The organism is Bacillus marinisedimentorum (assembly GCF_001644195.2).
Lineage (GTDB): Bacteria > Bacillota > Bacilli > Bacillales > Bacillaceae_O > Bacillus_BL > Bacillus_BL marinisedimentorum.
This window is the reverse complement of sequence record NZ_LWBL02000068.1, coordinates 32,186-54,326: the sequence shown is the minus strand read 5'-3', so window position 1 is coordinate 54,326 and position 22,141 is coordinate 32,186. Positions and strand designations below refer to the sequence as shown.

The following is a 22,141-nucleotide window of genomic DNA, read 5'->3' as shown; positions in this document are numbered from 1 at the left end:
CCAAACAGCCCCCCCTGCTTAAAGGGAGACTCTGTTTATACAGTAAGGTTTGGGAGCATCGAGAAGGTCGAGGAAGCGACTGAGGAGGCACCGGAGCGTATTTGCATACGTGAGGATGCCGACGAGGGAGCTGACGAAGAGATTCGAAGATGATCACAAACCGTAATAAAGTCCGGTGGCAAAGGCGGAGAGGATACACCCGTTCCCATCCCGAACACGGAAGTTAAGCTCTCCAGCGCCGATGGTAGTTGGGGGCCGTCCCCCTGTGAGAGTAGGACGCCGCCGGGCAAAATTGTTTTTTACATGTATTCCACAGTAGCTCAGTGACGAGCAACGCATCCATGAATCGGCTGCGAGTTGCTTCGACGCATATGCTTCCCTGACTTAGCTTGCAGAGGAAGAAGCAGCAGTCACGCTGCAAATTAGTTAAGGAAGATAGATAACCATTCCACAGTAGCTCAGTGACGAGCGACACATCTTGAATCTGCTTCGAGTTGCTTCGACGCATATACTTCTTTGAATTAGCTAGTAGAGGAAGAAGCAGTGGTCACGCTGCAAAATCAGTTAAGGAAGATAGATAACCATTCCACAGTAGCTCAGTGGTAGAGCCCTCGGCTGTTAACCGAGCTGTCGCAGGTTCGAATCCTGCCTGTGGAGCCATGCTTCCATAGCTCAGTCGGTAGAGCGCTTCCATGGTAAGGAAGAGGTCACCGGTTCAAGTCCGGTTGGAAGCTCCATTTGCGGCCCCTTGGTCAAGTGGTTAAGACACCGCCCTTTCACGGCGGTAACAGGGGTTCGAATCCCCTAGGGGTCACTAACTGTAAGAGGTTGGACGTTGACAAGATTGCACTTCCCGCCTCCCAAACGGAGGATTAGCTCAGCTGGGAGAGCACCTGCCTTACAAGCAGGGGGTCGGCAGTTGATCCTGTCATCCTCCACCATCTTTGCCGGTCTAGCTCAATTGGTAGAGCAACTGACTTGTAATCAGTAGGTTGGGGGTTCAAGTCCTCTGGCCGGCACCACTTGTTAGAAATGAGAAGTGGGAAACACCCACATCTAAATACGGAGGAGTAGCGAAGTGGCTAAACGCGGCAGACTGTAAATCTGTTCCCTCAGGGTTCGGTGGTTCGAATCCGCCCTCCTCCACCATTTTGTATAATTGCAGGATTGCTGCAAAAGATAATATGGGTTGATGGGCTATAGCCAAGCGGTAAGGCAACGGACTTTGACTCCGTCATGCGCTGGTTCGAATCCAGCTAGCCCAGCCATTTCTTGAGCCATTAGCTCAGTTGGTAGAGCATCTGACTTTTAATCAGAGGGTCGGAGGTTCGAGTCCTCCATGGCTCATATTGCGGAAGTAGTTCAGTGGTAGAACACCACCTTGCCAAGGTGGGGGTCGCGGGTTCGAATCCCGTCTTCCGCTCCACTGTTTAATGGGCCTTAGCTCAGCGACGAGCACAGCATCTAAGAATCCGCTGCGAGTTGTCTCGACGCATTAATCACCCTTGAATAAGCTAGTAGAGGAAGAGACAGGGCTTCACCAAAATAAACTGTGAACACAAAATATATTATATACTGGGGCCTTAGCTCAGCTGGGAGAGCGCCTGCTTTGCACGCAGGAGGTCAGCGGTTCGATCCCGCTAGGCTCCACCATACATATGACGGTAAACCTTGAATCTGGATGATTTAAGGTTTTTTTTATTGTTTAGGAAATTTATAAAAGTTTGCGTTGTGGTTTAAAAAGCCAGAAGGGAGTCATGCAGCTCCAGGCGCCAGCGGCTATCGTGATAAACGATGATCCCCTCCGGAAGGGGAACCCGCCTTCCTGCGGGCAACCCGGCTTATGCGTACGCCGCTAAGCGGGCGCCTTACGCATTTCGAGTGTCTGGCTGTGAGCAGGGTCTATCGCCATGTATGAAAAAAGGAGTTTCGGCGTGAAAGCCGTGTTGAACGGCGCGAAACAGCTGCTCGGGCGTGAAAGGTGGGCTCTACAGCAAGAAATATGGGAGATTACGCGTGAAACAGTGAGAGTTTGGCGTGAAAGAAAACAGATTCCGCGCGAAAGTGCACCCCCTGATTGCGTTTGTTCGCATACGGCGTGAAAAGCCGGGGATATGGCGCGAAGGAACAGTCATCTGGTGTGAAATACGAAAAAAAGTAATAGTCTTTCTATAAAATGAAGACAAATCCGGCAGGTTATCGGACCTAAATGGCTTGAGTGATCCTGAATAGGAGTAGATAGCCCGGTTTTGGCCGTCAGCTTGCCTGAAACGGTGGAAGAACGTGCAAATTTCCATGCCGGGGTACTCAGGCTGTGCTGATCTGGCATCGTATTGGGATGCGGATCAGCTGCTTCCGTCCGGAAGGGGAACCCGCCTCACGGGTACCCCCGCTTATGCGAACGCCGCTAAGCGGGCGCCTTGCACTTTTGTTCTTTTTAATTGGGTTTCCCTATCAGATATCCATATAGGATGCAGGCCAGCTGGAAACCACTCTCCTGTTTCATTTGGGGTTTTGCACGAATCACCTTTCCTGTTAAATCTGCGCCCGCCATATTTCCAGCCTTTTTTCGAACATTCATGCATAACTATACAAGTTTATGTCCGGTTGAGTCACCTTCGTGAAAGTGTTTACAATAGAAAGTAGCATGTAGAACAGAGGGGGATAAGGATGAATAGGAATATATCGATTATTGGTGCGCCCATGGACCTTGGGCAAATGCGCAGGGGTGTGGATATGGGGCCGAGTGCGATTCGTTATGCCGGCGTGAAGGAGCGGCTTGAGGCGCAAGGTTATGATATTGTCGATCATGGCAATATTGACATTTCCCAGCCCGAACAGCGGCGGGATAAGTTTGATGAAAATTTAAAGAATCTTGATGCGGTTGTCACCGCTAATGAGAAGCTGGCCAAAAAGGTTGAAGAAGTGATTGATGATCAGCGGTTCCCGCTCGTATTCGGCGGTGACCACAGTATTGCAATCGGGACGCTCGCCGGCGTATCACGCAAGTATGAAAACCTCGGTGTGATCTGGTATGATGCACACGGTGACTTAAACACGGCCGACACTTCGCCATCAGGAAATATTCACGGGATGCCGCTTGCAGCGAGTCTGGGCATCGGACATGAGCGGTTAACCGGACTTGGCGGCTATTCGCCGAAGATCAAGCCTGAGAATGTCGTCATTATCGGAGCCCGTTCCCTTGATGACGGTGAAAGGGAATTGATCAAGGAAAAAGGGATGAAGGTCTTTACGATGCATGAAATCGATCGGATGGGCATGACGAAAGTGATTGAAGAAACGATCGCATACTTGAAGGACCGTACGGATGGTGTTCATTTGAGCCTTGACCTTGATGGTCTTGATCCGGACGATGCGCCTGGTGTCGGCACACCGGTTATGGGCGGCATAAGCTACAGGGAGAGCCATTTGGCAATGGAAATGCTGGAGGAGTCCAAGCTGATCACTTCGGCAGAATTCGTGGAGGTCAATCCGATTCTTGATGACAAGAACCGTACGGCAGCTGCAGCTGTCGCCTTGATGGGTTCCCTTTTTGGGGAAAAGCTTTTATAGAAAAAGGCCGTAAGTAAAAATGAAGCAAGCCGGCTAGCGTTGGATGCGGCCGGCTTTTTTCATGTTTATTTAAAAGGTCGTATTGCTTCTTTTAAAAGAAAAAAAGTGACGTTTTCATCGGGTCACTTCTTAAACGGTGCGTATTTTGTTTGATATTGTGTCAAGAGGCTGTCCAGGGCTGTGCTCATTTCGACAACTTCACGGGAAATATAGGAATGGCTGGCGGTCAGTTCGACCATTTTTTGTCTGTACGTTTCGATACGGTGCAGAAGCTCCTTTTCAGACATTCGTTTCCCTCCCAAAATATCTTAATTCTTTCTTTGCCAAATTATTTATATTCTAAACCTTTTTTTGCTAATTTTTGTTAAAATTAATTTTGTGGGAAAGAATGAAACCTTTTTGAGGCTTCATTCGTAAATAGATGACCGCAGTTGCGGGGGTAAGCATATGGAAACGATTATCAAAAAACGAATACAGCAAGTGCTGAAAGGCGATCAGAATGCCTATGCCGAAGTCGTAGAACTATATAAGGACAGAGTGTTCCAGATTTGCTACCGTATGCTGGGGAACCGTCACGAGGCGGAGGATATCGCCCAGGAGGCCTTTATCCGTGCATATGTGAACATTCACAGGTATAATGCTGATAAAAAGTTTTCGACGTGGCTGTTCCGGATTGCAACGAACCTTTCAATAGACCGGATTCGAAAAAAGAAACCGGATTTCTATCTTGATGCGGAAATCGGCGGTACGGACGGGTTGACGATGTATTCCCAGATTGCTGTAGACGGCAAGCTTCCCGAAGAAGAAGCTGAAGCGCTGGAAACGCAGGATTGGGTCCACCAGCAAATTCTTGCCCTGCCGGAAAAATACCGAACCGTCATTGTGCTGAAATATATTGAAGAGTTATCACTGAAAGAAATCAGTGACATTCTCGATCTTCCTGTAGGGACAGTCAAAACACGGATACACAGGGGAAGAGAGGCATTGCGGAAAAAGATGAGCAATGTATAAGAGATGAGGTGAGGGAATTGAAATGTTCTCCTGAAGCGGTCGCGTTAATCGATAAATATGCTGACGAAGAAGAATTGACATATGAGGAAGAGCAGCGCCTGAAGGGGCATCTCCAGTCTTGTAAAGACTGCCAGCAGTATTTCCATGACATCAAAAAGACAATCGCTTTAGTGCAGAGCATCGGCAAAGCTGGCGCCCCATCCGGATTTACCGAGAATGTGATGGGCCGCTTGCCGAAAGAAAAACGATCGGTCAGCTACAGAAGATGGTTTAAAAATCATCCGCTTATGACAGCAGCAGCGCTGTTTATCATTTTGATGGCAGGAAGTCTTGTTTCAATATGGAATGATGAAGAACAATTAACGGTATCAAAGCAGGAAAACATTCAGATTCAGGACAATACGGTTATTGTGCCTGAAGGAAAAGTGGTGGAAGGCGATCTTATTGTCAAAAATGGCAACGTGAAAATAGAAGGAGAGGTGCGGGGCAACGTTGTTGTCATCAACGGAGAACGGTACCTGGCCTCCGCCGGGAATGTGACTGGTGAGATGGAAGAAGTAAACCAGGTGTTTGACTGGGTCTGGTATCACATCAAACAATTTTTCAAGGATGCTGTCGGAATTTTTGATTCAAAATGATAAAAAGCCATCACGTTTTGATGGCTTTTTTTAATGACCGGCCATATTATTACGGATCGGACAGTTACGAAAGGCTGTGGTGCCGGTTAGAGAAAACGGGTTTAAGGCTGGCTGAAAAGGGCTTGATTCGACAGGATGTGATATAATATTGAACTACACCCATTTTTATTACAGTCGAAGCAGAAATCATTTTTTATTTTAACTTTACTCATCTTTTAATTCATATTTAAAGGAAGTGTCAGAATGCCTGGTATTGGAGAGTTTGATTTGCCATTCCTGGAGTATATCGGTGTTGTCATCGATATCCTGTTGGTCTGGTTCGTCATATACAAGTTAATCATGCTCATACGCGGTACGAAGGCGATTCAGCTGTTAAAAGGGATTACAGTGATTATTGCTGTCTGGTTTTTAAGCAGCTTTTTCGGCTTAACCACCCTGCAGTGGCTGATGAATCAGGCATTGACCTGGGGTTTTCTTGCCGTCATCATCATCTTCCAGCCCGAATTGAGGCGGGCACTTGAACAGCTGGGGCGGGGCCGCCTGTTTTCAAGGACGGCACTCCAGCAGGAGGAGGAAACAGTCCGGTTGGTCCAGGCCATCACCAGGGCCTCGGACTATATGGCAAAGCGCCGGATTGGGGCTTTGATTTCGATTGAGCGGGAAACCGGGATGCAGGATTACATAGAGACGGGCATTCCGCTGCATGCTAATCTTACTTCTGAACTGCTCATTAATATTTTTATTCCCAATACGCCGCTGCACGATGGGGCTGTCATCCTGAAGAAAGATGAAATCACAGCTGCCGCATGTTATTTGCCGTTATCCGAGAGTAAGTTCATTTCAAAAGAGCTGGGGACGCGGCACAGGGCTGCACTCGGGATCAGTGAAGTGACCGACAGTCTTACCGTTGTCGTGTCTGAAGAGACCGGCCAGATTTCCCTGACGAGAAACGGGGAGCTGTACAGAGGGCTAACGGTTGAAAAGCTGGAGGAACTGCTGAACGATGAGCTGACTGCCCAACCTAAGCCAACCTCTTCATCACGATGGAATTGGAGGGGGAAGAAAGATGGATAAGCTGTTGAATACGCCGCTTTTTGTGAAAATCATCTCGTTGCTTTTGGCGTTTATGCTTTATCTTGCGGTCAATATGGATACGCCGGATTCCCAGCAGGGACAGGGAGCAATCCCGGGGACGAATGAAAATGATGAGACGGTCCTTGATGTTGCACTTGATGCGTCTTACGATGAATCGAAATATGTGGTGAGCGGGCTCCCTTCAAGTGTGACGGTGTCTTTGACAGGGCCTTCAAGTGCGATTACAACGACCAGGCTCCAGCGTAAATATGAGGTTTTTGTCAACCTCGAAGGTCTTAAGCCGGGCAGCCACCAGGTGAAAATTCAGCACAGGAATTTTTCGGATAAGCTGGCTGTAAGCCTTGAGCCGTCGACGGCAACAGTGACGATTCAGGAAAAGGTTTCCAAAATCATGCAGGTTGACGTTGATTTCATTAATGAAAAAGAGATGGAAGACGGATATACGGTTGAACAGCCGATTGTGTCACCGAATAGTGTAAAGGTGACAGGTGCTAAAGAAGCAATTGAGGACATCGCTATCGTTAAAGCGATTGTTGATTTGAAAAGCGTGAAAGAAACAGCGACGGTCGATGCCCCGGTCAGGGTATACGATCAGGCGGGTGAGGAAGTGCCCGTTACAGTGGAGCCTTCTGTCGTTGAAGTGAAAGTGCCGGTTTCGAGCCCTTCGGCGGTCGTGCCTTTTAAGATCAATCGCAAAGGCGATCTGCCTGAAGGCTTGAGTGTCAATTCGTTTGATGTTGAGCCGAGTGAAATCACCATTTTCGCGCCAAATGACGTGCTTGAAAAAATCGAATACATTGATGATGTGACAATCGATTTATCGGAAATCACAAAAGATACAGTGATGGAGTTGGATATCCCCATTCCTGACGGCGTGAAACGGATTGATCCTGAAAAAGTAAAGGTGACGATCGATGTAGAGGCTAAAGCGGATAAAACATTCACCAGCCTCCCGATTGAAGTGGTCGGCCTTTCGAGCGACTTGAGTGCATCGTTCACAGGTGAAACGAACACAGCAGATCTTGTGATATACGGATCAGAAAGCGTTTTGAAGGACATCACTGCAGAAGATATCGAGATATATGCAGATTTAAGCGGATACTCAAAGGGCACTCACGATGTGAAGCTGGAAGTGAACGGCCCGCAAAATATAACGTGGTCACTGGATCCAGAAACAGCAGAAATACAAATTCAGTGATGATTGAATGTTTGTGAAGGAGCGATTTAAGAATGGGTAAATATTTTGGTACAGATGGTGTGCGCGGCGTAGCGAATACTGAATTGACGCCGGAGCTGGCCTTTAAAGTCGGAAGATACGGCGGCTATGTGTTGACGAAGCATTATGAAGAACGGCCAAAAGTCCTGATCGGCCGCGATACCCGCATCTCCGGCCATATGCTGGAAGGGGCACTGGTTGCAGGGCTGCTTTCCATTGGGGCGGAAGTGATGCGCCTCGGCGTGATTTCAACACCGGGTGTCGCTTATTTGACGAAAGCGCTGAGCGCACAGGCTGGCGTCATGATTTCGGCATCCCATAACCCGGTTGGGGATAACGGGATCAAGTTTTTCGGTTCAGACGGCTTCAAGCTGTCAGATGACCAGGAAGAGGAAATTGAGGAACTGCTTGACCGCCACAATGACAGTCTGCCGCGTCCGATTGGAAAGGACCTCGGTCAGGTCAATGACTATTTTGAAGGCGGCCAGAAATACCTTCAATACTTAAAGACGACAATTGAAGAAGAATTCGATGGCATCCATGTAGCGCTTGATTGTGCACATGGAGCAACTTACTCGCTTGCACCGCATCTATTTGCGGATCTTGAGGCGGATATCAGTACGATCGGCACATCTCCGAATGGCTTGAACATCAATGACGGGGTAGGTTCCACACATCCCGGGAAACTTGCTGAATTGGTAAAAGAAAAAGAAGCCGATATCGGCCTTGCTTTTGACGGGGATGGCGACCGCCTGATCGCTGTCGATGAAAACGGCGAGATTGTGGACGGGGACCAGATCATGTTCATATGTGCATCGTACATGAAAGAAAAAGGCTGGCTGAAACAAAATACGGTTGTATCCACTGTTATGAGCAACCTTGGTTTTTATAAAGGACTCGAAGCAAATGGGATCGAAAGCGCTCAGACAAAAGTAGGGGACCGTTATGTCATGGAAGCGATGCGCAAGCATGATTACAACCTGGGCGGCGAACAGTCCGGGCACATCATTTTCCTTGACCATAATACGACGGGTGACGGCATGCTGAGTGCGATTCAGCTGGTGAATATCATGAAGGCGACCGGCAAGCCGCTTTCGGCACTGGCAGGTGAAATCGAAAAATATCCGCAAATCTTGAAGAACGTAAGGGTGACGGATAAGCATCACGTTGAAGACAATGCCCATGTCAAGGAAGTCATCAACGAAGTGGAAAAAGAGATGGACGGGAACGGCCGCATTCTTGTACGCCCATCGGGTACAGAACCGCTTGTCCGCATCATGGCTGAAGCGCCAACAGCGGAACAATGCGAAGCGTATGTCGACCGTATCGTGGAAGTGGTTGAAAATGAAATGGGAATAGACTGATCGAGACAAATGCAAGAATGGGGCACAATGGGCTCTGTTCTTGCATATTTATTATGATAAAGGAGGTGGAAGACTGCATCATCAAGTGCTCACCCGTTTAAATGTGTAAGAGATATCAGCCATATGATAAAGATGTCAGATGTATTTCAATTCCAGAAAATGATTGACGGTTAGACTGTTTGTTTAGTAAAATTATTTCGTTGTTTATTCATGGAAAGAAAGGGGGATAGAAACAAAGACTGTCTTTTTAAAAGCGCCTGGACTATCTGTTGATCGGAATAACGGATAGTTGACGAGGAGGAGGTTTATCGAGTATTCGGCGGATGCCTCCCGGCTGAACATCACAGCCGTTAAATCCAGGGGGAAAACAAAGAGGCGACTCTTTGCACAAAGCCCGGATTATGATGAAAAATAAGACAGAATAAAACATCCAGGGGCAGGAGAGCCCCGCTTTCTTGTCCCTGTACGGGAAGGGAAGAGATTTAAGACTATGTGTGGAATTGTAGGTTATATCGGAAACGAAGATGCAAAAGGAATTTTATTGAACGGGCTGCAAAAACTCGAATACCGGGGATATGATTCTGCCGGCATCGCGATTGCCAACGAAAGCGGAATGCACCTTTTCAAAGAAAAAGGCCGAATCGCCGACTTGCGCGAAAGTGTGAATAACGGCATCGAGGCAACTTCAGGCATCGGACATACACGCTGGGCAACGCACGGACCGCCAAGCAAAGTGAACGCCCATCCGCACCAGAGCACATCGGAACGTTTCACCATTGTCCATAATGGTGTCATTGAAAATTTCACTGCCCTTAAACGGGAGCATATGCAGGAAGTGGAGCTTAAAAGTGATACGGATACAGAGGTAATTGTTCAGCTGATCGAAAAGCTTGTGCAAGCCGGCGAAACGGTGGAAAACGCGTTCCGCAAAACGCTTCGCGAACTAAAGGGATCCTATGCGCTTGCGTTGATGGACAATGAAAATAAGGACACCATTTATGTGGCAAAAAATAAGAGCCCGCTTCTTGTCGGTCTTGGTGATGAAGGCTTCAATGTCGTCGCTTCCGATGCCATGGCTATGATTCAGGTGACGGATCAATTCGTTGAGCTGATGGATAAAGAAGTGGTTGTCGTGACGCGTGACAGTGTAAAAATCACGAACCTTGACGGCGAAGAGGTCAAACGGGAACCTTACACAGCCGAGCTTGATGCAAGCGATATTGAAAAAGGGACATATCCGCATTATATGCTGAAGGAAATCGATGAGCAGCCGCTTGTCATCCGGAAAATCATCCAGGAGTACCAGGATGAAAACGGCGACCTGAAGCTGGATGAAGATATCCGCCAGGCGGTGCAGGATACCGACCGGATTTATATTATCGCTGCCGGAACCAGCTACCATGCCGGCTTGATTGGCAAGCAATTCCTTGAAAAGTTCGCCAAGATTCCAACTGAAGTGCATGTTGCAAGTGAGTTTTCCTATAACATGCCGCTGTTGAGTGAAAAGCCGTTATTCGTATTTATTTCCCAGAGCGGAGAAACAGCGGACAGCCGCGCAGTGCTTGTACAGATCAAAGAGCTTGGCCATCGTGCCCTTACCATTACAAACGTGCCGGGGTCCACGCTTTCACGGGAAGCGGATTACACGCTTCATCTGCATGCCGGTCCTGAAATCGCAGTTGCGTCAACAAAAGCCTATACAGCACAGATGGCAGTACAGGCAATCCTTGCTGTAGATGCTGCCCGCACGAAAGGCATTGAACTTGATTTCGATCCGATTCAGGAACTGGGCATTGTCGCTAATGCAATGGAAGCTCTGACAGACCAGAAGGAGCGGATGGAAGAGATTGCGCGTGAATTCTTATCCGTTACCCGCAACTGCTTCTTCATCGGCCGTGCGAGCGATTACTATGTGTCTCTTGAAGGGGCGCTTAAGCTTAAAGAGATTTCCTATATCCAGGCGGAAGGATTCGCCGGCGGGGAACTCAAGCACGGAACGATCGCCCTGATTGAAGAAGGCACACCGGTCATCGCGCTTGCGACACAGGAACCGGTCAACCTGAGCATCCGCGGAAACGTCAAAGAAGTGGCAGCACGCGGCGCTTACCCTTGCGTCATCAGCATGAAAGGCATGGAGGAAGAGGACGACACACTTGTCATCGAAGCCGTCCATCCACTGATGACACCGCTTGTCAGTGTCATTCCGCTGCAGCTGATTTCGTATTATGCAGCGCTGCACCGTGATTGTGATGTTGATAAGCCTCGCAATCTGGCAAAGTCGGTAACGGTGGAATAATAGAATTAGCCATAAAATAATGTTACCAACATGAAGGTTGGTAAAGAATCCTGGATGTTACTTTTGAGCAGTCATATGAATATGACTGCTCTTTTATATTATGAGTGATTGCCGGTATGGTTTGTGATCCAATTGATATCAAAACTTTAGCGGTATACCCAAATTACCACAATTAAGAAATGTTGATTTCGCACTAATCTCATACCATGGTGTCTGAAAAGTCTCCGTTCGTTAATTGGCATAATGATTAAAGAGGTTTTCCATTGTGTTGGAGAACCTCTTTTTTCGCCGTATAGGACAGTATAAATTGTCAGCAAAGAAGTGTTTCGACGCAGTGGCCAATTTTAAGAATATAGATAAGGGCAACTACGCCTCTGCCTTCGCCTAAAGGCCCGCCAATCGGCGAGTTTTCTTTATAAGGTTAGAAAGTATAAGTTTATCAAGTAAGATTAGTGTCTAGTTCCAGGCGCCAGCTGCTATCGCCCAAAGCCGTGATCCCCTGGGAAGAGAAAACCGCTTTCCTGCAGGAATCCCCGCTAACGCCTATGCGTTCCCGAAAAGGCCTTCGGAGCACCAAAAAAGGAACGAAACGATCTATGCGTTACTGAAAAGGCCTTCGGAGCACCAAAAAAGGAACGAAACGAGCTATGCGTTCCCGAAAAGGCTTTCGGAGCACCAAAAAGGGAACGAATCGATCTATGCGTTACTGAAAAGGCCTTCGGAGGACCAAAAAGGGAACGAATCAAGCTATGCGTTCCCGAAAAGGCCTTCGGAGCACCAAAAAGGGAACGAATCAAGCTATGCGTTCCCGAAAAGGCCTTCGGAGCACCAAAAAGGGAACGAAACGAGCTATGCGATCCTGAAAAGGTCTTCGGTGCACGCCGCTAAGCAGGCGTCTTGCGCTTTTTTTGTGTGTGGTGTCCCGAAATGTTATCTTTCGTTAAGTAGTTGAATAAATGTTGGCAAGCCTTTTTCTAATAACAGTTCGAATATCTCCATCATGTCTTCAACATCGTTATCATTAACCTCTAGAAGGTATTGTAATATCACTCCATCTACTGCCCCTAATAACCATGAGGTCAATGCCTTATTCAATGGTGTATCGTCAAGTCCGTACAAGTTTATTAATATTTCTTCAATTCGAAGGTTCCATTCTTTATATTTTTCCTTGAATTTTAGCTGTAATTCTTTATTGCCTAATAATATTTCGTGTGCAAAGTGATATTGTAAACGATTTTCGGCATCTTTTTTTAATCGTTCTTCCGTTTTTTGCACAACTTCTTCTTTAACCTTGTCTCTTCTTAACTTGTGTGTAGCAATTCCTTTTGCGATACGTGTGGAATCTGAGAGACTTTCATCTAGAAGGTCATATAAAATGTCGTCTTTATTCTTATAATAATGATAAATTGCCCCTGTACTCATGCCAGCTTCCTCAGCTATCGCTCTTACCGTCGCGCGATTAGAACCGTGCTGGGTTATAACTTTCCTTGCCGCTGCAAGTATTTTTGATTTCCCATCCACTTTCATACAAATCCCCCTTACCAGGTTAAGAATACCACACCAAGGTAAACAAATTAAATTTTGATTTGTGAAAAAAATCACATTGACTATTCTTGGGTGGTAGAATTATACTATAAACATAACGAACGTTCGGTTTGTTAAATAAGAAAAAAGGGTGAGGAAAATGGTTATTTGGCCACATGTAATATCTATGCCAATCTATTTGGCGCTTTTGTTAGGTATTATTGTCTTTTTTCGTAAGCATTACAAGCTTTCTGCATATTTTTGGCTTTTATCTCTTTTAACATTCCCTCTTTGGTTAATGGGGAATGTCGACGGTTGGTTTCGCTGGGCAAAAATATTAAGTGTAATCGTTCCTACGATTATTGTTGGATTCTCGCGAATTGCTGTCTATGAAAATAAAAAAGGCCGTGTATGGGATTTTCTGAAAAAAGATGAGTTTCTGTGGTTCTTTTACGCCATCCTTTTCCTCAACATAGCAGAAGCAACAATGAAAGATGTCACGCTTGGAAACTATTTTAATGCAGCCTGTGGTTTCCTGCTTTGTGTAACGATTCCTTTTGCGCCAAAATTCTGGAAGATCACAACAGCCTCCTATGGGGATTTAGTGGCCTATACAACGGCTTCATGGAACTTAATTTATACCTCTTGGAACGCTTGTTTTGTTTATGCCGAATCTCCAATGTATTTCGCCAGCTCTGTATGCATTCTGTTAGCGGCTGAGTTGTATCCGGTCATCAAGAAACGACCTGAGTTATATATTACTGCCCGTGTATATACATTAGCTGCCCATCTGTTGTTAAGAGCTTGTTTTGATGTTTTTCCAAAAGTTATGGACTCCACTTCATGGTTCAACCCAGAAGTCCTGAAAGTATGGGGGATTATTAACTTCGTGATTATCGTCCCTTACGTATTCTGGCATATGTGGCAACTGCACAATGATAAAGCGCAATATAGCTTTAAACGTTTGAAATCAGCATAACCTGTATTAAAAACTCACGCAGCCCTAAGGATAGACAATCTTGTTCAATATTGAGCAAACAAATGGTTAAGGAGGGAAGGATAATGGGCCTGTTATATGAATCTACAGGTTTTATGGGGTGGGGTATTTGGCTTTTTGTTTTAATTGCTTTAATGGCTTTTAACGAATTTAGTCGGACTACAAAATGGGGTGGAATTGTTCTATTTCTAATTGCACCTGTAGTCCTGACGATTTTTGTTTGGCCTACAACTGCTGCTCCAGGCAACGAATATGGTACGGGTACCTGGTTTAACTGGGTCAAGACATATTCCGCCCTCGCTGGCTGTTTAGGGTTTATGGCTATTCGGTATTATCCGTCTCTTGCTAAAAAGAAGTGGGTGCTATGGTTTCCACCTGGTATTTTAGCACTGAATATTCTGGAGGCTTGTATACGTGACTTTCAAGTATTTATGTATGGTGCTTGGGAAGGGGCATATATAGATAACCTCTGGGTCATGTCAGGACCATGGAATATTATGAATGGTCTAGCAGGATTACTAAATATTATTGCTATCTGTGGGTGGGCTGGCATTTATATTTCTAAAGACAAATCTAAAGACATGATCTGGCCAGATATGATTTGGCCATGGATTATTGCCTATGATTTGTGGAACTTTGCTTATACGTATAATTGTATTTCAGATCACTCATTTTATAGTGGGTTAGCGTTATTACTTGCTTGTACCATCCCTACTTTTTTCATCAAAAAAGGTGCATGGCTGCAGCACCGGGCACATACGCTTGCTCTGTGGATCATGTTTATCATGACCGTCCCAACATTTGCGGATCGAATCGCACCAGTACCTACAACACATAATCCGAAAGCATTTTTCATCGTAAGCTTATTGGCCCTATTATCCAATATAGCATTAGTCGCTTATCAGTTTTACAGAATTCGCAAGTATAAACTCAATCCACTTAAGGATGAGATATATGCTGAAACTAAAGCTTATCAAGACATTCTGGAAGATAATAGCGTAGCGGTATAGGCGACTTGCACCATTTGCAATGGGTTTCGTTGAGCAGCGAATTACCTCGTACCAGCACGCAGAATCCGTTTTGGCTATGTTCCCGACTAGCCAAAAGAAAAAGGTGGTGCCGGACCTGACATGTTCGGCATGATGTACGGTGTTTGAGCCGTACACTTGAGAAATGGTCATGAATATAATTTATATCAATACTAATAACCACTTCCTATAAAGTATAGGGAGTGGTTATTTGTGTTATTAAAATTTTCCTATGAAGAATAAACTCGGATGTTTACCTTGAGCAGCCGCCAATACGCGGCTGCTCTTTTTCTTGTTATAATGCCTCATCAGGGTTCAGGCATATAACATTCTATTAAAAATTATAAAATCCATGTTCACTTTTTATGGAGTGAAACGTCTTATAACTGGAAAGGAGGGGAGTTATTGGATTTTGAAGCAGATCTGCAGCATCTCTTGCAAGAAAAAGTGGAAATCATTTTTAAGTATTTAATTAAGATCGGAGCTGGCCCTCAGGATGCGGAAGATGTCATACAGGAATCATTATATAAATTTTATTTATACATCGATTCGATCGAACCGGATAAAGCATTTAGCTGGCTTTTCCGGGTGGCTGTCAATCAGTATTACGATTTATGCCGGAAACAGAAAAAACAAATCAGTGTCTCTTTTGAACATTTTGAACTGGCAGATGAGGCGCCGCTGCCGGAAGGCTATGTACAGCAAAGTGAAATGAAAAAAGAAATCCAGGTCGTCCTGAATCAAATGGCTCCCTTATATAAGCAATTGCTGCTTTTGAAATATGAGCTGGAACTAAGTTATCAGGAAATCGCAGAAATGCTGGATTTGAATCCGGGCACGTTAAAGACATATTTATTCAGGGCCCGGCAATCCTTTAAGGAATTATATCGGAAGGAGCAAATAATAAATGAAGAATCATAACGAGAGTGTGAAAGAGCAAGGGCTTAATGAGCTTTTTGAAGATAACAAAACTTCTGCCTCTTTGGGAAGCGCAGTAAAAAAGGCAAAAAGGAGAACAATCATCCGCAATGTGCTCATTTCCATGGCCGCCGTGGTATTCGTCTTCATCATAATAAGCTTCCTGTGGCTGTTTTTGATGAGGTCCAACGAGGAAAGCGCTATGCATGATATGGAGTTGTTCAGCCGGATCACAAGCCCAAATGTGGAGCAATTGGGAGTTCAGAGCATGGGGAATGGCTTCCTGGAAGGCATTTTATTCGTTGACCGGTATAAAGAGATTGGTGGAATCCCGGTCGACTGGAGTGATCAGGTTGTCACCTATAGCCTATTCGGCGGTGTCAGCAGGTTAACGGGCGACCACTCGCCGATTCAAATGCCTGATAAAACGGATGGCCGGCAGAGGAGCTATGATCGGGAAACGAAACAAAGAATTATGGAATTTTACCATCCGGAAGGAGAATATGACTTTATCAGAAATGACATGAAGCGGCTAAATGAACTGCCGGAAGACACACTGGTAGAAATGGCAGTTTCATTTGATCGAATGTATACTCCCGATGAAATACGGAGCTTCATTCCGGATACAGTTCAGCTCGAGTGGTATTGGGCTGATACGTATACGAACAAAGAAAGCTTTAAAAAGAAAGAGGTTGAACCTGGAGAAGGAGAAGAAGCCACATTGCCGGCAACACCTGAATTGGGATCAGAGCTTTATGGTTTTGATCATTTTTCTGAAAATCCAGCGAAGAGTGAAGAAATATTCATTGAGACAATTGAGGAGGGCCTGAGCAGAAAGGATGGGAAATACCATAGTGAATTTGAACGCATTCACAGACATTTGACAAACAATTCTACCGTACTTTCTTCAGAGAACGTAAACGTTCTGGGTGTAGTCGTATCAGGCCCGGCCGATGAACTTGCCGCACTGGAAAACCTGGAAGCCATTCGGGCAGCTGTTCTTGGTGTAACAGCTGATCCTCAGCTATAAAACATACAAACAATCTAATGGGCCGTTGTCAGTAAGATGAAACGGATCAGAAAGCCCCCCGAAATATGTTTCAGGGGGCTGCTAAATGCCTGATATTCGGTTTTTGGGCTGCTCTGGCTATTCCAGCCTGAAATCCATTATGCTCCTGCCCTGAGTTTCATCCCCGTCCTTCCTGCACCTTGCCAGTTCATTTCCGTTGCAGGCATTCGATTAAATCCAATCAGATACAACATCCTTATTCTCAAAAAGGAACAAACGTTGTCCATTTTCACTACAATCCTATTTTCAATTGGATGTCAATTAACACAGTAATTAACACGAAGTGCTGTGCAAATTAACAGGCTGATTCCACTCCCAAAAGGGATGTTATGCTGTTCATTCTCCTTTTCAACCGAACCGGTTAAAACTAAATAAACGTTTGTTTAACATGCACTAATACATTCCAGCTGCTGGATCCGGTTATATTAAATAAACGTTTGTTTAACAAATGTCATTTACGAAAAGAAGGAACAGACAGTCACGGACTCGAAGAATCTCATGACATAAGATCATCAGAGGGGGCATGACATGGGACAACCATACAGCAAGAAATGGGATTTGGACGCACTTTATCCGGGCGGCAGTGAATCGGCACAATTGGCATCCCTTATGAAGGAACTGGATGAAGAGATCAGGAAGCTTGGCGAGACTGTCCGCGGATTTGGCACGGAAGGGACAGAGCCGATCGTGCCGCGGTTAATCAAATTGTTTAAAAAGCTGCAAACCGTCATGTCAGGAGTGATTAAAGCGGAAGACTTCATCACATGCCTATATGCGGATAATGTCAGGGATGAGAAGGCCGGCCAGCTGCTCGGAGCTGTGTCAGGGCTTACGGCTTCATTCAACTCGCTGATGGGAGATGCCGGCCAGTTATTCGCGAGTGTTCCAGAGACGACATGGGAAGAAATGCTGAATCAGGAAGAGACAGAGCCGTACCGGCTTTTTCTTGAAGAACAGCGGCGACTCGCAAAAGAAAAGCAATTTCCGGAACTTGAACAGCTCTTTCATGACCTGGCGATTGATGGATACCACGGATGGCGTGATCATTATCAAACACTTACCGGTGAGATGGACATTAAGGTGGAGCACGATGGAGAAGAGCGGATTCTTTCATTCGGCCAGGCGATGCAGGAAGCTTTTTTATCAAATGACCGGGATATCCGCAAGCGTACAGGGGAAGCTTTTCTGGCAGCATGCGAGAAGAACGCTGCTCTGTTTGCGTCTGTTTTGAACCACCTGTCAGGATTCAGGCTGAAGCTTTATCAGCACCGCGGCTGGACAAATCTTTTGAAAGAACCGCTGCAAAATAATCGCATGGAAGAAGAAACACTCTCTGCAATGATGCAGGCGATTGACCTGCAAAAGGATAAGCTTCAGCAATATTTTGAGCGCAAAGCGCGTTTGTTGAATACGGAAAAGTTGTCCTGGTATGATGCCTCGGCTCCAGTGTTTCAAACGAAGAAAAAGGCCGGCTATGACGACGGAGCAGAATTCATCATTTCACAGTTTCATGCGTTCAGTGACCGGATGGGAAGCCTGGCTGAAAAAGCTTTTGAACAGAACTGGATTGAGGCGGAAAACAGGGAAGGGAAGCGGCAGGGCGGCTTTTGTGCAGAAATGCCGCTTTCAAAGCAGGCGAGGATTTTCTTGACGTACCAGGGGACGATGCATGATATCGTGACGATTGCCCACGAGCTCGGACACGCCTATCACGACTCGATTTTGCATGATGAGCCTGCATTTGCACAGAAGAACGGGATGAGTCTGGCCGAAACCGCCTCAACGTTTGCCGAAAATCTCGTCATTGATGCAGCGATTGATAACGCGTCCACCGATGAGGAGAAGCTTCCGCTGCTGGAAATGCAGATCACAAACGGAATTCTTTATTTGCTGACGGTGCCGATGAGCTACCAGTTCGAATTGAAGCTGTATGAACAGCGGCAGCAAAAGTTGCTCACTCCCGCTGAAATCGTATCGCTTTTCAATGATCAGCAGGACAAGTTTTTTGGCGGCCATTTCGAAAGTCACTTTCCGTACCGCTGGATTGCGACGGCCCATTTTTACATGACGGATAAACCGTTTTATAACTTCCCGTATACATTCGGCTTCCTTTTCAGTAACGGCATCTATGAAAAGGCAAAAAAGGAAGGGCCGGCTTTTGCCGATCAATATGACGCACTGCTGCGCGATACCGGGAAGATGACAGTGGAAGAACTGGCGATGAAGCATCTTGGCGAAGATCTGACCAGCGCGGAGTTTTGGAACCGAGCCATCAAACCGACGTTGAAAGCAATGGATCAATTTCTTGAATTAACTGAATGAGTCCCATTTCTGTGAAAACAGACGGAGGAAAAAATGAACCAATACAATTTCATAACAGATTATAAAGAGAATGCGGCATATCGGAAAAGCTTTTCGGATCTGGCTTCAAAAACGTTTGGCATCAATTTTGAAGCATGGTATGAAAAAGGATACTGGGATGAGCGGTATGTGTGTTATTCATTCATAGACGGAGATAAAGTGATTTCTAACGTATCGGCAAACGATATGACCCTTGTCATTGATGGAGAAGAGAAGAAAGCGGTACAGCTGGCAACCGTCATGACGGATCCGGAATACATGGGCAAAGGGCTTGCCGCGAGCCTGATGAATCAGGTCCTGACCGATTATGAAAAGAAAGGCTATGATTTCATCTATCTCTCCGCCAATGAGAGTGTACTGGATTTTTACCCGCGGTTCGGATTCGAACGGGTGGACGAAACACTGTTTATACTGCCTGCTGACCGTACACCGTCGACCCGGCGGAAGCTCAGAAAGCTGGACTTGGAAAACGATGAGGACCGGGATATCATATTGCGGCTGTCAGCAAACCGCCGGCCTGCGTCCTCCCTGTTTGGGGTGAAAAACGACCGCCATATTCTGCTGTTTTACTTCCTGTTTGTATTTGGGGAGGATATTTATTACGCTGCAGAAGATGATATGATCATCGTTTTTGAGATAGAGGACGGAACGCTGCACCTGTATGACGTGCTGAGTATTCATCCGTTTTCACTGAAAGATGTGCTCGCTCATACCACTGGGGAAGATGTTAAGGAAACCGTGTTTCATTTTACACCTGATTTTTCAGATGACAGAATGAAAAAGACGGCGGATTCTTCCTCTATGATGTTTGTGAAATTTTCAGGGGGTATCAGGCTGCCGAAGGAGTTTCGGTTCCCTGATATGTCGCAAACATAGAGATTCAAGTTTAATAGGAAGTTGAACCTAAAAACGCATGGATTCATTTCATGAATATCCATGCGTTTCCATGTATTTTCCAACCGAAGCACTTATCCCGATAAGAAAAGCTACTTTTCGATAGACATGCCAAGACCTTCAGCAACCCGCGTCCCGTATTCCGGATCCGCTTTGTAAAAATGCATGATTTGGCGCTGCTTGATTTCATCATTGACCGGCTTCATGAATTTGACGATCGCATTCACCAGGCGGCCCTGTTCCTCTTCATCCATCAGGCGGTAAAGGGCTCCTGCCTGTGTATAATGGTCGTCATTATCATAAGCGGTGCTTTCCGCTGTGCCGGATACCTGATATGCGGCCTGTTTGTCTCCGTGTGACTCGGCCGGTCCGCTGAAGCTGTTCGGTTCGTAGTAGACGGATTTTCCGCCATTGTCATCAAACCGCATTTGGCCGTCGCGCTGATAGTTTTTGACTTCTGCATGGGACCTGTTGATCGGAAGCGCCTGGTAGTTGGCCCCGATCCGGTAGCGGTGGGCATCATGATAAGCAAACAGGCGGCCCTGCAGCATTTTATCAGGCGACACGTCGATGCCGGGCACTAATGTTCCGGGTGAGAATGCTGCCTGTTCCACTTCGGCAAAGTAGTTTTCAGGATTTTTATTCAACACCATCTTTCCGACTTCTATGAGAGGATAATCTTCATGCGGCCACACTTTTGTTACATCGAACGGGTCGTACCGGTAGGATTCTGCATCTTCCAGCGGCATGATCTGAATATGCAGTGTCCAGGAAGGATAATCGCCTTGTTCGATCGCATTGTACAAATCTTCCGTATGGTAATCGGGATTCTCACCGGCAAGTTTGGCTGCAACCTCTTCGGTCAGGTTTTTGATGCCCTGGTCCGTTTTGAAATGGTATTTGATCCATACGCCCTCGCCGTCTTCATTTACCCACTTGAACGTGTGGCTCCCATATCCGTTCATATGCCGGTAGGTGGCCGGAATGCCGCGGTCGCCCATCAAGTATGTGACCTGGTGCAGCGATTCCGGAGAAAGGGACCAGAAATCCCAGACAGCATTTGGGTTTTTCAAGTGCGTTTGCGGGTCCCTTTTTTGAGTATGAATGAAATCAGGGAACTTGATCGCATCACGGATAAAGAAAATCGGCGTATTGTTGCCGACAAGGTCATAGTTTCCGTCTTCCGTGTAAAATTTCACGGCAAAACCACGCGGGTCCCGCACTGAATCGGCTGAGCCATTCTCGCCGGCAACGGTGGAGAACCGCACAAATAATGGAGTCCGTTTTCCGGCCTTTGATAAAAACTTCGCTTTCGTGTACTTGCTCACATCGTTCGTCACTTCAAAATATCCATGTGCTCCGGCACCTTTCGCATGGACAACACGTTCCGGTACCCGCTCCCGATTGAAATGGGCCAGCTTTTCAAGGAGATGGACATCCTGAATCAATGTGGGGCCGCGGCTGCCGGCAGTCATCGAATTTTGATTATCCCCGACCGGCGCACCCCAGCTGGTTGTAAGCCTATTCTTATTTTTTCCCAAACATCGTCACCTCTTTTTTATTTTTGGACAGAATCTCTCGTAAAATAGTACTGCCGTTTCGGCGGAAATATGATTATTTTTGTCCAACGGTTTGTACGAGACGCAGATGCCGCGGAACCGCTCATTGTATGCCGATTCCGAAAGGTTTAAAATGAATATGTATACCTATTGGAAGGGAAGTGGAAAAGTGGAATTGCACCCTGTCATTAAAAAACTGCAGTGGAAAAATGAAGACAAGCCGGTACTTGTTTTGAATCCGCCGGCCGCTTATAAAGAGGTGCAAGGTTCCTTCACAGGAGAAGTCCATCATGAGGCTGAAGTGGATGAGTATGAATTTGTACAGGCTTTCGGGACTTCAAATGTTGAACTGAAAGCATACGCCCTTGAAGGTTTAAAAGGATTGAAAGAAGGCGGGTTATTCTGGCTTTGCTATCCAAAAAAATCGTCCAAAATATACAGGGAAAGTAACTGCTCACGCGAAACGGTCGCCACATTGCTCGCGGATGAAGGATATGAGCCCGTCCGGCAGATCGCAATCGATGAAGATTGGTCCGCACTCAGATTCAGGAAAGCGGATGAGATCAAGCGGAAAAATCGGTAAGTATCGGGTATTTTT

General features: G+C 46.2%; 18 protein-coding genes, 10 tRNA genes and 1 rRNA gene. 26 read left to right on the top strand and 3 right to left on the bottom strand.

Annotated elements, in window-relative coordinates:
* Positions 1-171 precede the first annotated feature (171 nt).
* From rrf to rocF, 13 genes are all read left to right on the top strand, one after another.
* Positions 172-288, top strand: a 5S ribosomal RNA gene (rrf, locus tag A4U59_RS19395).
* Positions 289-585: 297 nt separating this feature from the next.
* Positions 586-660: transfer RNA gene (locus A4U59_RS19390), tRNA-Asn, on the top strand.
* Position 661: 1 nt separating this feature from the next.
* Positions 662-737: transfer RNA gene (locus A4U59_RS19385), tRNA-Thr, on the top strand.
* 5 nt (positions 738-742) lie between these two features.
* Positions 743-814, top strand: a tRNA-Glu gene (locus A4U59_RS19380).
* Between the two features lie 52 nt (positions 815-866).
* Positions 867-941, top strand: a tRNA-Val gene (locus tag A4U59_RS19375).
* Between the two features lie 5 nt (positions 942-946).
* Positions 947-1,022 (top strand) — tRNA-Thr (locus A4U59_RS19370).
* Between the two features lie 42 nt (positions 1,023-1,064).
* A tRNA-Tyr gene (locus A4U59_RS19365) sits at positions 1,065-1,149 on the top strand.
* A 44-nt stretch (positions 1,150-1,193) separates the two neighbouring features.
* A tRNA-Gln gene (locus tag A4U59_RS19360) sits at positions 1,194-1,268 on the top strand.
* A 6-nt stretch (positions 1,269-1,274) separates the two neighbouring features.
* Positions 1,275-1,347, top strand: a tRNA-Lys gene (locus tag A4U59_RS19355).
* Positions 1,348-1,351: 4 nt separating this feature from the next.
* A tRNA-Gly gene (locus A4U59_RS19350) sits at positions 1,352-1,426 on the top strand.
* A gap of 151 nt (positions 1,427-1,577) precedes the next feature.
* Positions 1,578-1,653 (top strand) — tRNA-Ala (locus tag A4U59_RS19345).
* A 281-nt stretch (positions 1,654-1,934) separates the two neighbouring features.
* The gene (locus A4U59_RS21925; protein ID WP_169824011.1) at positions 1,935-2,102 is read left to right on the top strand and encodes a hypothetical protein; all 168 of its coding nucleotides are present in this window, start codon (positions 1,935-1,937) and stop codon (positions 2,100-2,102) included.
* Positions 2,103-2,670: 568 nt separating this feature from the next.
* Positions 2,671-3,573, top strand: coding sequence for an arginase (rocF, locus tag A4U59_RS19335; RefSeq protein WP_066175252.1), 903 nt, complete (start codon positions 2,671-2,673; stop codon positions 3,571-3,573).
* 122 nt (positions 3,574-3,695) lie between these two features.
* Here the strand turns inward: rocF and A4U59_RS21015 are convergent, their stop codons facing one another.
* The gene (locus A4U59_RS21015; RefSeq protein WP_083270955.1) at positions 3,696-3,860 is read right to left on the bottom strand and encodes an aspartyl-phosphate phosphatase Spo0E family protein; all 165 of its coding nucleotides are present in this window, start codon (positions 3,858-3,860) and stop codon (positions 3,696-3,698) included.
* A 160-nt stretch (positions 3,861-4,020) separates the two neighbouring features.
* On the opposite strand from A4U59_RS21015, the gene sigW reads away from it, so the two are divergent.
* The 6 genes from sigW (at position 4,021) to glmS (ending at position 11,193) form a co-directional block, all read left to right on the top strand.
* A complete protein-coding gene (sigW, locus tag A4U59_RS19330; protein ID WP_066175250.1) occupies positions 4,021-4,584 on the top strand; it encodes an RNA polymerase sigma factor SigW in 564 nt (187 codons plus the stop codon).
* Between the two features lie 8 nt (positions 4,585-4,592).
* Complete coding sequence (locus tag A4U59_RS19325) at positions 4,593-5,222, top strand: zf-HC2 domain-containing protein (RefSeq protein WP_342670212.1); 630 nt, start codon at positions 4,593-4,595, stop codon at positions 5,220-5,222.
* A 243-nt stretch (positions 5,223-5,465) separates the two neighbouring features.
* Positions 5,466-6,296, top strand: a complete 831-nt coding sequence (cdaA, locus tag A4U59_RS19320) for a diadenylate cyclase CdaA (RefSeq protein ID WP_066175247.1) — start codon at positions 5,466-5,468, stop codon at positions 6,294-6,296.
* Positions 6,289-7,515: a CdaR family protein gene (locus tag A4U59_RS19315; protein ID WP_066175245.1), complete on the top strand. Its 1,227-nt coding sequence runs from the start codon at positions 6,289-6,291 to the stop codon at positions 7,513-7,515. Before cdaA ends, A4U59_RS19315 begins: the two co-directional genes overlap by 8 nt.
* A 32-nt stretch (positions 7,516-7,547) precedes the next feature.
* The gene (gene glmM / locus A4U59_RS19310; protein ID WP_066175244.1) at positions 7,548-8,897 is read left to right on the top strand and encodes a phosphoglucosamine mutase; all 1,350 of its coding nucleotides are present in this window, start codon (positions 7,548-7,550) and stop codon (positions 8,895-8,897) included.
* A gap of 490 nt (positions 8,898-9,387) precedes the next feature.
* Positions 9,388-11,193: a glutamine--fructose-6-phosphate transaminase (isomerizing) gene (gene glmS, locus A4U59_RS19305; RefSeq protein ID WP_066175242.1), complete on the top strand. Its 1,806-nt coding sequence runs from the start codon at positions 9,388-9,390 to the stop codon at positions 11,191-11,193.
* Between the two features lie 930 nt (positions 11,194-12,123).
* On the opposite strand, the gene A4U59_RS19300 is transcribed toward glmS, so the two are convergent.
* A complete protein-coding gene (locus tag A4U59_RS19300) occupies positions 12,124-12,720 on the bottom strand; it encodes a TetR/AcrR family transcriptional regulator (RefSeq protein ID WP_245680597.1) in 597 nt (198 codons plus the stop codon).
* A 157-nt stretch (positions 12,721-12,877) separates the two neighbouring features.
* Here A4U59_RS19300 and A4U59_RS19295 point away from each other — a divergent pair, with 157 nt between their 5' ends.
* The 6 genes from A4U59_RS19295 (at position 12,878) to A4U59_RS19270 (ending at position 19,966) form a co-directional block, all read left to right on the top strand.
* Positions 12,878-13,696, top strand: a complete 819-nt coding sequence (locus tag A4U59_RS19295) for a hypothetical protein (protein ID WP_066175240.1) — start codon at positions 12,878-12,880, stop codon at positions 13,694-13,696.
* An 83-nt stretch (positions 13,697-13,779) separates the two neighbouring features.
* Entirely contained in the window at positions 13,780-14,724 is a 945-nt protein-coding gene (locus A4U59_RS19290; RefSeq protein ID WP_066175238.1) for a DUF5692 family protein, read from the top strand.
* Positions 14,725-15,147: 423 nt separating this feature from the next.
* Positions 15,148-15,663, top strand: coding sequence for an RNA polymerase sigma factor (locus tag A4U59_RS19285; protein ID WP_066175236.1), 516 nt, complete (start codon positions 15,148-15,150; stop codon positions 15,661-15,663).
* Positions 15,650-16,690, top strand: coding sequence for an anti sigma factor C-terminal domain-containing protein (locus A4U59_RS19280; RefSeq protein ID WP_066175234.1), 1,041 nt, complete (start codon positions 15,650-15,652; stop codon positions 16,688-16,690). The genes A4U59_RS19285 and A4U59_RS19280 overlap by 14 nt, the downstream gene beginning before the upstream one ends.
* Positions 16,691-17,257: 567 nt before the next feature.
* Positions 17,258-19,051 (top strand): M3 family oligoendopeptidase, encoded by a 1,794-nt coding sequence (locus A4U59_RS19275; RefSeq protein ID WP_066175232.1) that lies wholly within the window; start codon positions 17,258-17,260, stop codon positions 19,049-19,051.
* Between the two features lie 33 nt (positions 19,052-19,084).
* Positions 19,085-19,966 (top strand): GNAT family N-acetyltransferase, encoded by an 882-nt coding sequence (locus tag A4U59_RS19270; RefSeq protein ID WP_066175231.1) that lies wholly within the window; start codon positions 19,085-19,087, stop codon positions 19,964-19,966.
* Positions 19,967-20,076: 110 nt separating this feature from the next.
* Here A4U59_RS19270 and katA read toward each other — a convergent pair whose 3' ends face one another.
* Entirely contained in the window at positions 20,077-21,525 is a 1,449-nt protein-coding gene (gene katA / locus A4U59_RS19265; protein ID WP_066175229.1) for a catalase KatA, read from the bottom strand.
* Positions 21,526-21,682: 157 nt separating this feature from the next.
* On the opposite strand from katA, the gene A4U59_RS19260 reads away from it, so the two are divergent.
* Positions 21,683-22,126 (top strand): DUF3052 domain-containing protein, encoded by a 444-nt coding sequence (locus tag A4U59_RS19260; protein WP_066175264.1) that lies wholly within the window; start codon positions 21,683-21,685, stop codon positions 22,124-22,126.
* The last annotated feature ends 15 nt before the right edge of the window (positions 22,127-22,141 follow it).

Bases quoted from the DNA above. Each gene is read 5' to 3' on its own strand.
- rocF (WP_066175252.1), top strand. From the start codon at position 2,671: ATGAATAGGAATATATCGATTATTGGTGCGCCCATGGACCTTGGGCAA.
- A4U59_RS21015 (WP_083270955.1), bottom strand. From the start codon at position 3,860: ATGTCTGAAAAGGAGCTTCTGCACCGTATCGAAACGTACAGACAAAAA.
- sigW (WP_066175250.1), top strand. From the start codon at position 4,021: ATGGAAACGATTATCAAAAAACGAATACAGCAAGTGCTGAAAGGCGAT.
- cdaA (WP_066175247.1), top strand. From the start codon at position 5,466: ATGCCTGGTATTGGAGAGTTTGATTTGCCATTCCTGGAGTATATCGGT.
- A4U59_RS19315 (WP_066175245.1), top strand. From the start codon at position 6,289: ATGGATAAGCTGTTGAATACGCCGCTTTTTGTGAAAATCATCTCGTTG.
- glmM (WP_066175244.1), top strand. From the start codon at position 7,548: ATGGGTAAATATTTTGGTACAGATGGTGTGCGCGGCGTAGCGAATACT.
- glmS (WP_066175242.1), top strand. From the start codon at position 9,388: ATGTGTGGAATTGTAGGTTATATCGGAAACGAAGATGCAAAAGGAATT.
- A4U59_RS19300 (WP_245680597.1), bottom strand. From the start codon at position 12,720: ATGAAAGTGGATGGGAAATCAAAAATACTTGCAGCGGCAAGGAAAGTT.
- A4U59_RS19295 (WP_066175240.1), top strand. From the start codon at position 12,878: ATGGTTATTTGGCCACATGTAATATCTATGCCAATCTATTTGGCGCTT.
- A4U59_RS19290 (WP_066175238.1), top strand. From the start codon at position 13,780: ATGGGCCTGTTATATGAATCTACAGGTTTTATGGGGTGGGGTATTTGG.
- A4U59_RS19280 (WP_066175234.1), top strand. From the start codon at position 15,650: ATGAAGAATCATAACGAGAGTGTGAAAGAGCAAGGGCTTAATGAGCTT.
- A4U59_RS19275 (WP_066175232.1), top strand. From the start codon at position 17,258: ATGGGACAACCATACAGCAAGAAATGGGATTTGGACGCACTTTATCCG.
- A4U59_RS19270 (WP_066175231.1), top strand. From the start codon at position 19,085: ATGAACCAATACAATTTCATAACAGATTATAAAGAGAATGCGGCATAT.
- A4U59_RS19260 (WP_066175264.1), top strand. From the start codon at position 21,683: ATGTATACCTATTGGAAGGGAAGTGGAAAAGTGGAATTGCACCCTGTC.